Origin of the sequence: Streptomyces sp. BR123 (assembly GCF_013401435.1) — a bacterium.
GTDB lineage: Bacteria > Actinomycetota > Actinomycetes > Streptomycetales > Streptomycetaceae > Streptomyces.
Map to the genome: position 1 here is coordinate 1 of NZ_JACBGN010000257.1, position 9,940 is coordinate 9,940.

General features: G+C 71.4%; 12 protein-coding genes. 4 read left to right on the plus strand and 8 right to left on the minus strand.

The annotated features are described in order from the left end of the window. Positions 1 to 341: 341 nt before the first annotated feature. The gene (locus tag HYE82_RS28710; RefSeq protein WP_179177089.1) at positions 342 to 983 is read right to left on the minus strand and encodes a DNA-3-methyladenine glycosylase; all 642 of its coding nucleotides are present in this window, start codon (positions 981 to 983) and stop codon (positions 342 to 344) included. A 98-nt stretch (positions 984 to 1,081) separates the two neighbouring features. On the opposite strand from HYE82_RS28710, the gene HYE82_RS28715 reads away from it, so the two are divergent. The 3 genes from HYE82_RS28715 to HYE82_RS28725 all read left to right on the plus strand — a co-directional run bounded on the left by HYE82_RS28715 (position 1,082) and on the right by HYE82_RS28725 (position 3,113). Then, a complete protein-coding gene (locus HYE82_RS28715; protein ID WP_179177090.1) occupies positions 1,082 to 1,864 on the plus strand; it encodes a sporulation protein in 783 nt (260 codons plus the stop codon). A gap of 60 nt (positions 1,865 to 1,924) precedes the next feature. Further along, entirely contained in the window at positions 1,925 to 2,458 is a 534-nt protein-coding gene (locus HYE82_RS28720; protein WP_179177091.1) for a YbhB/YbcL family Raf kinase inhibitor-like protein, read from the plus strand. Between the two features lie 151 nt (positions 2,459 to 2,609). After that, positions 2,610 to 3,113 carry an HNH endonuclease gene (locus tag HYE82_RS28725; RefSeq protein ID WP_179177092.1) on the plus strand — a complete coding sequence of 168 codons (504 nt, stop codon included), beginning with the start codon at positions 2,610 to 2,612 and terminating at the stop codon, positions 3,111 to 3,113. 156 nt (positions 3,114 to 3,269) lie between these two features. Here the strand turns inward: HYE82_RS28725 and HYE82_RS28730 are convergent, their stop codons facing one another. From HYE82_RS28730 to HYE82_RS28745, 4 genes are all read right to left on the minus strand, one after another. Continuing rightward, entirely contained in the window at positions 3,270 to 4,046 is a 777-nt protein-coding gene (locus HYE82_RS28730) for a sulfite exporter TauE/SafE family protein (protein ID WP_179177093.1), read from the minus strand. Between the two features lie 104 nt (positions 4,047 to 4,150). Further along, positions 4,151 to 5,176 carry an SPFH domain-containing protein gene (locus tag HYE82_RS28735; protein WP_179177094.1) on the minus strand — a complete coding sequence of 342 codons (1,026 nt, stop codon included), beginning with the start codon at positions 5,174 to 5,176 and terminating at the stop codon, positions 4,151 to 4,153. A gap of 95 nt (positions 5,177 to 5,271) precedes the next feature. Continuing rightward, positions 5,272 to 5,697, minus strand: coding sequence for an NfeD family protein (locus HYE82_RS28740; RefSeq protein WP_179177095.1), 426 nt, complete (start codon positions 5,695 to 5,697; stop codon positions 5,272 to 5,274). A gap of 44 nt (positions 5,698 to 5,741) precedes the next feature. Continuing rightward, positions 5,742 to 6,536: an ABC transporter ATP-binding protein gene (locus tag HYE82_RS28745; protein WP_179177096.1), complete on the minus strand. Its 795-nt coding sequence runs from the start codon at positions 6,534 to 6,536 to the stop codon at positions 5,742 to 5,744. A gap of 143 nt (positions 6,537 to 6,679) precedes the next feature. Here HYE82_RS28745 and HYE82_RS28750 point away from each other — a divergent pair, with 143 nt between their 5' ends. Next, positions 6,680 to 7,462 carry a hypothetical protein gene (locus tag HYE82_RS28750; RefSeq protein WP_179177097.1) on the plus strand — a complete coding sequence of 261 codons (783 nt, stop codon included), beginning with the start codon at positions 6,680 to 6,682 and terminating at the stop codon, positions 7,460 to 7,462. A gap of 188 nt (positions 7,463 to 7,650) precedes the next feature. On the opposite strand, the gene HYE82_RS38535 is transcribed toward HYE82_RS28750, so the two are convergent. From HYE82_RS38535 to HYE82_RS28765, 3 genes are all read right to left on the minus strand, one after another. Next, the gene (locus HYE82_RS38535) at positions 7,651 to 7,899 is read right to left on the minus strand and encodes a chaplin (RefSeq protein ID WP_179177098.1); all 249 of its coding nucleotides are present in this window, start codon (positions 7,897 to 7,899) and stop codon (positions 7,651 to 7,653) included. Between the two features lie 152 nt (positions 7,900 to 8,051). Continuing rightward, positions 8,052 to 8,705 carry a response regulator transcription factor gene (locus tag HYE82_RS28760; protein ID WP_179177099.1) on the minus strand — a complete coding sequence of 218 codons (654 nt, stop codon included), beginning with the start codon at positions 8,703 to 8,705 and terminating at the stop codon, positions 8,052 to 8,054. Further along, positions 8,698 to 9,828, minus strand: coding sequence for a GAF domain-containing sensor histidine kinase (locus tag HYE82_RS28765; RefSeq protein WP_179177100.1), 1,131 nt, complete (start codon positions 9,826 to 9,828; stop codon positions 8,698 to 8,700). The genes HYE82_RS28760 and HYE82_RS28765 overlap by 8 nt, the downstream gene beginning before the upstream one ends. Positions 9,829 to 9,940: the final 112 nt, after the last annotated feature.

Sequence of the window (9,940 nt, forward strand, 5' to 3'; positions counted from 1 at the left end):
TTTTTGGCACGCTGTTGAGTTCTCAAGGAACGGACGCTTCCTTCGTACTCACCCTCTCGGGCTTTCCTCCGGGCTTTCGTTCTTGCGTTTCCCACTCTATCAGAGTGTTTCGCGCTTCGCTTTCCGGTTCTTCGCTTTCGCGCTTTCCCTTTCGGCGTCCACCACTTTAGCGCTCATCCTGTGCAACTCATAATCGAGCCGTCGGTTTCGAATTCGGGCACGCCGAAATCGACCCCGCCAGGGGTGTGCAGTGGGTGGTGGTTTGGCCGCTCCGGGAGACTGTCGATGACAGTGATCCGTTCAAGCGGCTCGGGCTACGTTAGGCGGCCGCCAGGGGCGAGTCAAGTTGAGCGGCGGCGCGGGGCGTGGGCTCGATAGGGGCTCACCGTCGGGTCCTGCGTGATCCAGTAGCGGTACGGATGGATGGCTCCCGCGCCGCCGACTCCGGTGCGGGGACCGTTGCTCACCAGGTCGGGCGGGGTGGGAGTGCCCGCCAACAAGGAGAGGGGGGAACCCGGGCCGGCGCAGAGGTCGGCGCCGTCGAGGGAGCGGTCCACCTCCAGCGCCGTCGCCAGCCGAGCCGGCCCTTTGGCCAGTTCCTTGTCATTTCTGGCTGAGAGTCGACGTTTACGGGCAAGATCGGCACCCGCGGTGATCTCCCCCGCGCGCAGCAGGACCCCGCTCGCGTGGCCCGGCGGACCGCAGACCAGGTTGAGGCTGAACCACATGCCGTAGATGAAGTAGACGTACGCGTGTCCGGGCGGGCCGAACATCGATGCGTTGCGCTCGGTGCGTCCGCGGTGGGCGTGGGAGCCGGGGTCGGCCTCGCCCTCGTACGCCTCGACCTCCGTGATGCGCAGCTCCATGGGGCCCTCGGGAGTACGGCGGACCAGAATGCGCCCGAGCAGGTCCGGTGCCACCGTGAGGACCGGCCGGTCGAAGAAGGACCGGGGCAGGGGCGTACGGTCGGTGCGCGCGCTCATCCGGTCGAGCGTAGCGGAACGGGCACACCTGCAACCGGGACCTAATGTTCCGCGTTGGTAGGAGTGAGTCGAACGAGTCCTTCAAGGGGAGTCAGAGCATGGGGTTCAAGAAGCTGTTCGCCGCACTGGGTGCCGGTGGTGCCTCGGTGGACACGATCATCACCGAGCCGAACGTCGTGCCTGGCGGGATCGTCCAGGGCGAGGTCCGTATCCAGGGCGGGTCCGTGGAGCAGCAGATCGAGGGCCTGTCCCTGGGTCTGCAGGCGCGGGTCGAGGTCGAGGGCGGCGACCAGGAGTACAAGCAGGACATCGTCTTCACCAAGCAGCGCCTCGGCGGTGCATTCAAGGTGCAGGCCGGCGCCCTGCACGTGGTGCCGTTCGGGCTGGAGATCCCGGCGGAGACCCCGATCACCCACTTCGAGGGTCAGCACCTGCACGGGATGAACATCGGGGTGAGCACCGAGCTGGAGATCGCGCGTGCGGTGGACGCCGGCGACCTCGACCCGATCAACGTCCACCCGGTTCCGGCGCAGCAGGCGATCCTGGACGGCTTCCGCCGGTTGGGCTTCACCTTCCGCAGCGCGGACATGGAGCGCGGCCACATCCGCGGCACCCGGCAGACGCTGCCGTTCTACCAGGAGATCGAGTTCCTGCCGCCGGCGCAGTACCGCGGCCTGAACCAGGTCGAGCTGACCTTCGTCTCGGACGGCAGCGAGATGGACGTCGTCCTGGAGATGGACAAGAAGTCGGGCCTGTTCACGGAGGGCAGCGACACCTACCGCTGCTTCCAGGTGGGCCTGCAGTCGTACCAGGGGACCGACTGGGCGGCATACCTCAACGAGTGGATCGCCTCCGTGGGTTCGCAGCGCAACTGGTTCTAGGCTCGGGCCGGGTGCCGGGCCAGTCCGTCCGGCACCCGTTCCCGATCAGGAGGTTCAGCAGTGGCCGAGCAGAACAGGGCGCCCCTTCCCCACGCCTTCCACCCCGCGGTCCCCGCGTTCTCGGTGGTGAGCGACGATCTGGAGCCCGGTGCCGACCTGGGCGACGCCCAGGTCCTGCAGGGCGGGAACGTCTCGCCGCACCTGCGGTGGGAGGGTTTCCCGGCGGGGACGAAGAGTTTCGCGGTGACGTGCTTCGACCCGGACGCGCCCACGGGCAGCGGTTTCTGGCACTGGGTGCTGTTCGACCTGCCCGCCTCGGTCACCGAGCTGCCGGCGGGGGCGGGCAGCGGGAAGTTCGAGGGGCTGCCGGCCGGAGCCGTGCACGTGCGCAACGACTACGGCACGAAGGACTTCGGCGGAGCGGCCCCGCCGGCCGGTGAGCGGCACCGGTACGTGTTCACCGTGTACGCGGTGGACCAGGAGAAGCTGGGCCCGGGCGAGGACGCCACCCCTGCCGTGGTCGGCTTCAACCTGCGCTTCCACGCGCTGGGTCGGGCGCAGCTGATCGGTGAGTACGAGGGTCCCCGGACCTGACCGTTCGCCTTCCGTTAGCCCGGTCCTGGTCTGAAGGCGGCCAGGACCGGGCAGTTTTTATTGCGTTGTCCCGCGTGGCGCCCGCGGCCAGAGTGGTTGCGGGCCCTTGCAGCCAGGGTGGTCGCGGGCCTGCACACGGAGGTGGGCGAGAATGCGGGACACGCTGGTGCTGAACGCGAGCTTCGAGCCGCTGTCGACGGTGACGTTGAACCGGGCCGTCGTTCTGGTGCTCCAGGACAAGGCAGTCGTCGAACAGTCGCACCCCGAACTCCGTGTCCGCGCGGCCACCATGGATCTGCCGATGCCGCGGGTAATCAGGTTGTGCAGGTATGTCCGGGTTCCGTTCCGAAGACACGCGCCGTGGTCGCGCAGGGGGGTGCTGGTCCGGGACCAGCACCGGTGCGCGTACTGCGGGAAGCGCGCCACGACCGTGGACCATGTGCTGCCGCGGGCGCAGGGCGGTGGGGACACCTGGCTGAACACGGTCGCGTCCTGCGCCGAGGACAACCACCGCAAAGCGGACCGAACTCCGCAGCAGGCGGGCATGCCGCTGCTGCGCGAGCCGTTCGTGCCGTCGCCTGCGGACGCGATGCTGCTCGCTCTGGGCGTGCGCGGGCAGGAGGCGCTGCCGGAGTGGCTGGGGCGCTCGGCCTAGGCGCTCCGCGGTGGGTGCCGCGTCGGGCCGGCGGTCGCCTGCCGCCCGGCTGTGGCTGATCGCGCGGTTCCCCGCGTCCCTTCGGTGCGCCTAACGGGCGGTGGTCCGCCCCTCGGGTGAGGGGCGGACCACCGCCGTCTTCGTACGGGGACGGGGTCAGCGCAGCAGCAGTTGGACGATGGCGAGGGTGCCGACCACGACGATCACCGCGCGGAGCGCGGTGGGCGGGAGACGGCGGCCGACCTTCGCGCCGATCTGGCCGCCTATGGTCGAGCCGACGGCGATGAGGAGCACGGCCGTCCAGTCGAAGTCCGCGACGAAGAGGAAGAAGACGGCGGCGATGCCGTTGACGAGGGCGGCGATGACGTTCTTGACGGCGTTGATGCGCTGCATGTCGTCCTGGAGCAGCAGCCCCATCAGGGCGATGTAGAGCACGCCTTGGGCGGCGCCGAAGTAGCCGCCGTACGCGCTGGCCGCCAGCATCCCGCCGAGGAGGACGGGCCCGCCGTCGGGATGGCCGCCGTCCCGACCCGCGGCCTCCTGGCGGCGGCGCAGGGCCGCGGCGAGGCGGGGCTGGAGGACGACGAGGACGAGCGCGAGTCCGATGAGGACGGGCACGATCGTGTCGAAGGACTCCGGGGGAAGGGTGAGGAGCAGGACGGCGCCGACGAGTCCGCCGATGAGCGAGACGGCGCCGAGGCGGATGATGCGGCGGCGCTGGCCGCGGAGTTCCTTGCGGTAGCCGAAGGCTCCGCTGAGCGAGCCGGGCACCAGGCCGAGGGTGTTGGACACGTTGGCGGTGACCGGGCTGAGTCCGGTGGCGAGCAGCACCGGGAAGGTGATGAGGGTGCCGGAGCCGACGATGGTGTTGATGGTGCCGGCGCCGATGCCGGCCGCGAACACGGCCAGTGATTCCCAGATGGACATGGACATGGACTGGGCCATCCCCTTTGCATGAGTGAGACGCCTCCCCGCCATGAAGGTCGAGGGGCCTCACTGATCATGCAGGAGGGGATGGGCCGTCGGGTCCGCAGGGGTCAGTCGATCGGGGGCTGCTCGCGGCGTTCCGTCCCGTTGTTCCCGTTGTGTCCGTGGCTGCCGTTGGCGGAGCCGTCGGTCGGGCCGCCCGTCGGGCCGTTTCCGGCGCCCTTGGCGGTGCTGAGCGGGTTGAAGCCCGTACCGCCGTTCACAGGGCTGAAGTTGCCCATGGCTCCGGAGAGGCCCTTGAGGGCGTCGCCGATCTCGCTCGGCACGATCCAGAGCTTGTTGGCGTCGCCTTCGGCGAGCTTGGGGAGCATCTGGAGGTACTGGTAGGCGAGGAGCTTCTGGTCGGCGTCGCCGGCGTGGATGGATTCGAAGACCGTCCGGATGGCCTGGGCCTCGCCCTCGGCCTTGAGGGCTGCGGCCTTGGCCTCACCCTCGGCGCGGAGGATGGCGGACTGCTTCTCGCCCTCGGCCTTGAGGATTTCGGACTGGCGGACACCCTCGGCCTGGAGGATGGAGGCACGCTTGTCGCGGTCGGCGCGCATCTGCTTCTCCATCGAGTCCTGGATGGAGGTCGGCGGGTCGATGGCCTTGAGTTCGACGCGGTTGACGCGGATGCCCCACTTGCCGGTGGCCTCGTCGAGGACGCCGCGCAGGGCCGCGTTGATCTCCTCGCGGGAGGTCAGTGTCCGCTCCAGGTCCATGCCGCCGATGATGTTGCGCAGGGTGGTGACGGTCAGCTGCTCGATGGCCTGGATGTAGCTGGCGACTTCGTACGTCGCGGCGCGGGCGTCGGTCACCTGGTAGTAGATGACGGTGTCGATGTTGACGACCAGGTTGTCCTGGGTGATGACCGGCTGCGGCGGGAAGGGCACGACCTGCTCACGGAGGTCGATGCGGTTGCGGATGGAGTCGATGAACGGGACCACGATGTTGAGGCCCGCGTTGAGTGTGCGCGTGTAGCGGCCGAATCGTTCGACGATGGCTGCGCTGGCCTGCGGGATCACCTGGATCGTCTTGACCAGTGCGATGAAGACCAGAACCACCAGAATGATCAGGACGATGATGATCGGTTGCATGCGGTTCCCCGTACCCTTCCGGCTGTCTGTGCTGCCCCGTTGAAGCGGAGTCTCGCAGACCCCGGGGCTGCGGGTCGGCTGCTTGGCTCAGAAGCTCACATCACGACGGCGGTGGCTCCGTCGATCTCCACGACGTCCACCTGCTGGCCCGGTTCGAAGACGCTGTCCGCGTCGAGGCTGCGGGCCGACCACACGTCGCCGGCGAGTTTGATCCGGCCTCCGTTGCCGTCGACACGTTCGACGACGAGCGCCGTTCTGCCCTTCAACGCGTCGACGCCGGTGCGGTGTTGGGGCCGCTCGCGGTGGTGGTTGGCGATCGAGCGGACGACGGCGGTGAGCGCGACCGACACGATCACGAAGACGAGGACCTGGGCGACCGCTCCCCCGCCGAGGGCCGCCGTGACGGCGGCCGCGAGCGCGCCGACGGCGAACATGCCGAACTCCGGCATGGCCGTCAGGACGAGGGGGATGCCCAGTCCGACCGCGCCTATGAGCCACCACACCCATGCGTCGATGTTCACATGGTCATGGTAGGTCCGGCGGGCGCGGTCGGGACAGGGTGCGCCTAACGCAGGGGCAGGCCCTGGGCGGTCCAGCGGTCGTTGTCGTGGCGCTCGACGACCAGGGGGAGGCCGAAGCAGAGGGAGAGGTTGCGGGAGGTGAGTTCGAGGTCGATGGGACCGGCGGTGACGACCTTGCCCTGGCGGATCATCAGGACGTGGGTGAAGCCGGGGGCGATCTCCTCGACGTGGTGCGTGACCATCGCCATGGAGGGGGCGAGGGGGTCGCGCGCGAGGCGGCCGAGGCGGCGTACGAGGTCCTCGCGGCCGCCGAGGTCGAGGCCGGCGGCGGGCTCGTCGAGGAGGAGGAGCTCGGGGTCGGTCATCAGGGCGCGGGCGATCAGGGTGCGCTTGCGCTCGCCCTCGGAGAGGGTGCCGAACTTCCGGTCGAGGTAGTCGGTCATGCCGAGGCGGTCGAGGAAGGCGCGGGCGCGCTGCTCGTCGATCTCCTCGTACTCCTCCTGCCAGGTCGCCGTCATGCCGTACGCGGCGGTGAGGACGGTCTGGAGGACGGTCTGCTTCTTGGGGAGCTTGTCGGCCATCGCGATGCCGGCGACGCCGATGCGGGGGCGCAGCTCGAAGACGTCGACCTTGCCGAGGGTGCTGCCGAGGATGGTGGCGGTGCCCCTGGTGGGGAAGAGGTAGCTGGACGCGATGTTGAGCAGGGTCGTCTTCCCGGCGCCGTTGGGGCCGAGGATGACCCAGCGCTCCCCTTCCTTGACCGACCAGGAGACCTGGTCCACCAGAGCCCGGCCCTCGCGGACCACGGATACGTCCACCAGCTCCAGTACATCGCTCATGAGCGCGTTGTCTCCCCTTGCAGTCTTGTTCGTCAGTGCACCGGCCGGCGCAGCCCCAGGGGAAAACCTACGCCACTCCGGGAGGGCTCCGGGCGCCAGCCCGGCGGCGGGGCCGGATCCGGGCTGATCCGTAGAGTGGGGGAATGCTTTTCGAACCACGTTCAGGGCGGCTGGCCGCCTGGGGGAACGCGCTGCTGGCCGGTCTGGTCTCGCCTGACGAGGCCGCGATGTCGATCGTGGACGAGGACGCCGTGCACCGGGTGGCGGGGCTGCCGGGCGAGGACGGCCCGGTGGGGCTCACGCTGGCGCTGGGCCGGCTGCGTGCGCTGGGGGTGACGGGGCTGCGCGTGGCATTGCCGGTGCCGGGGCATCCGCTGGGGCTGAGCGGTCCGCCGGAGTTCAACGCGCGGGCGCTGGAGGCCGAGGAGGCGGTCGTCGCCGTGGGGGCGTCGCTGGGTCTGGTACCGGAGGTCAGTGAGGCGGGGCCGCCCGGCGACGTGCACGTGGAGGTGATGTGGCACTGCCTGCCGGTGCGGGAGGCGCCACCGGCGGACGTGCCGTCGCTCGGTGAGGCGGAGCGGGAGCTGGCCGAGGGGATGCGCGAGGCGACGGTCGTGCTGACGCGGCTGGACGTGGCGGCGTCGGGGCCGGCGGCCGAGGCCGCCCTGTCGGCGTACCGGGCGCGGGCGGAGGCCGGGCAGGAGGCGCTGGCCCCCGGGTATCCGGCGCGGGCGGTGCGGGTACTGGCGCTGGCCCAGCGGGTGGCGCTGCTGGTGTCGCTTGCGTACGAGCGCGGGCACGGGGGTGCGGTGGCGGCCTCGGAGATGGCGGCGCGGGCGGAGGCCCTGCGGCCGGTGGAGCGGGTGGCACGGCGGGCGCTGGTCGCGGCGTACAACGCGGCGGTGGAGGAGCGCGAGCGCGGCTGACCGCGAAGGCCGGGCGGGCCCGGGGCCGGGCAGCGGCCTGGCGGGCCGGGGCCGGGCCGGGCGCGCCCCGGACCGGCGGCCGGGCGGCCTGGTGCCCGGCGGGCCGGGACGTGGTGCGGTCGGGACGTGGTGCGGCCCCGCCTCCCGGGGAGAGTGAGGGAGGCGGGGCCTGCGGCGGGGGCTGCGGGTCAGTGGTTGACGCCCGTGTTGCCCCAGGCGCCGTTCAGCAGGCCGACGACGGTTACGGTGTTGCCGACCACGTTCACGGGGACGTGTACGGGGGCCTGGATCAGGTTCCCGGAGGCCACGCCGGGCGAGCCCGCGGCCTCGCCGCAGGCCGATGCGCCGCCGCCGTGCGCCGAGGAGACGCCGGCTCCCGCGGCAAGGAGGCCGCCCGCGATCAGGGTGATGACAGTGGCCTTCTTGGTGTTCTTCACGTTCTCGTCCTCCCGGGCATCTGCCGCGGCCGTCCGCCGCAGCACGCCATGGAGAACGTCCGTCCGGCGCGGGGGATACGCCATGTGGGCGACATCCACCCGACAGTATGAATTCCGTAACGGAGCTGACGCCGCCCCCGGGCCGGATGCCGTCAGGCGGTGGCGCCGTGCCGGACCGCCCACAGGGCCGCCTGGGTGCGGTCCGCGAGGTCCAGCTTCATCAGGATGTTCGAGACGTGCGTCTTGACGGTCTTCTCGGACAGGACGAGGGCGCGGGCGATCTCCCGGTTCGAGCGGCCGTCCGCGATGAGGGCGAGGACCTCCTGCTCCCGCTCGGTCAGCGAGCCGCCGCGGCCGGAGGCGGGCTGCTCCTCCTGGGAGAGGAGGGCTTCGGCCACCTCGGGCTGGAGCACGACGTGGCCGGCGTGGACGGAGCGGATGGCTCCGGCCAGGGCGTCGGGGTCGACGTCCTTGTAGACGTATCCCGTGGCGCCTGCGCGCAGGGCGGGGACGACCGTCCGCTGCTCGGTGAAGCTGGTGACGACGAGGACCCGGGCCGGGTTCGCGAGGGCGCGCAGCCGGCGGAGGGCCTCGATGCCGTCGGTGCCCGGCATCTTGACGTCCATCAGGATCACGTCGGGCCGCAGCTCCTCGGCGCGGGCCACCCCCTCCTCCCCGTCGGCGGCCTCGCCGACCACCTCGATGTCGTCCTGGACCTCGAGGAACGTGCGCAGGCCGCGCCGGACCACCTGGTGGTCGTCGACGAGCAGTACTCCGATACGGCTCCGCCCGGTCAGGTCAGCCACCGGGCACCTCCATCTCGATCGTGGTGCCCTTGCCGGGCGCCGAGTGCACGGTGAGGCGGCCGCCGACGCCGTCGGCCCGGTCCCGCATGGAGACCAGGCCCAGGTGGCGGCCGGCGGCCCGGACCGCCCGGGGGTCGAAGCCGCGGCCGTTGTCCGCGACGGTGAGGACGGCGCCCGGGCCGCGGCGGGCGAGGACGACCTCCACGCGGTCGGCATCCGCGTGGCGCAGGGCGTTGTGGAGGGCCTCCTGGGCGACCCGGAGCAGGGCTTCCTCCTGGGAGGAGGGCAGGGCGCGTATGCCGTCGCAGGCGAAGGTGACGTGCGCGGTGTGGGCGCGGTCGAGGACGCGTACCTGGCCGCGGAGGGTGGGGACCAGCCCGTCCTCGTCGAGGCCGGCGGGGCGCAGCTCGGTGACGGCGGCGCGCAGCTCGTCGGCGGCTTCGGCGGCGAGCGCGGCGACCTCGTGGAGCTCCTCCTTGGCGCGGCCCGGGTCGCGGTCGACGAGGGCGGCGGCGGCCTGGGCGGTCAGGCGCAGGGAGAACAGCTTCTGGCTGACGGCGTCGTGCAGCTCGTGGGCGAGGCGGGAGCGCTCCTCGGAGATGGTGAGCTCGCGGCTGCGCTCGTAGAGCCGGGCGTTGGTGAGGGCGATCGCCGCGTGCTGGGCGAGGAGGCCGAGGAGCTCCTCGTCCTCGTCGGTGAAACCGCCGGGGACGCGCTTGTCGGCGAGGAAGAGGGCGCCGAGGGTCTCCTCGCCGTCCCGGACGGGGTGGCCGAGGAAGTCGGACATCTCGGGGTGGGCGTCGGGCCAGCCCTCGAAGCGGGGGTCCTTGCGTACGTCGGCCAGCCGCTCGGCGCCCTCCCGGTGGAGCATCGCGGCGAGGATGCCGTGCTGGCGGGGCAGCGGGCCGATGCGGCGCCACTGGTCCTCGCTGATGCCGTCGACGACGAACTGGGCGAAGCCGCCGTGGTCGTCCGGGACGCCGAGGGCCGCGTAGCGGGCGTCGAGCAGTTCGCGGGCGGAGACGACGATCGTGCGCAGGACGTCGCGCACCTCCAGTCGGCGGCTCATGGCGAGCAGTGCGGTGCTCACGGCGGCGAGCCCGCTGCGCGGTCCGTTGTCCATGGGGTCACCGTACTCGCGGCGCTGACCTGCGGGATCGGGCCGCGGGCCCAGGGCCGGAGGCGGAGTGGGGTCCTCCTCGGGGAGGAGGACGGCGGGCGGATGGGGGCCGTGG